Genomic DNA, 346 nt, shown 5'->3' with positions numbered 1-346 from the left:
AACGATAGCAGACTTCTGTTCCGTGCATAAAATTAGTCCCTTGATGATGGGCTGCAGGGATTCCAAAGTAACAGCTAATCCGACTCTAAACGCAAAACACTGGGTGTTGAGCAATGATTGTTTCGAGTTAAAAGAGGTAGCTCAAAACAGAGCTATTTCTCTCATTCTAATGTCCCACCGATGGTCACTGTGTCTGGGCGTAGGCTTTGATTGACTCTGATCCGTACCAGGTAATTCCGGGCTCTCTCCAAACTTCTCAGTCGATTTACATTTCTTATCACTGTATTTACCGATATCCCGCTTCAAAGCACTGTGTAGTGTTGAGCCTTGGAGTGATAGACTATGG

Annotated in this window: 1 protein-coding gene; it reads right to left on the bottom strand. The window is 44.2% G+C overall.

The features are described 5' to 3' along the window. Window positions 1-141: 141 nt before the first annotated feature. On the bottom strand, window positions 142-346 hold a 205-nt coding region (locus A3756_RS28570), incomplete at its 5' end, for a hypothetical protein (protein WP_231875483.1).

The sequence above is a fragment of the Oleiphilus sp. HI0086 genome, from assembly GCF_001635225.1.
The sequence above is the reverse complement of the archived record's forward strand: the minus strand, read 5'-3'. Positions and strand labels throughout refer to the sequence as shown.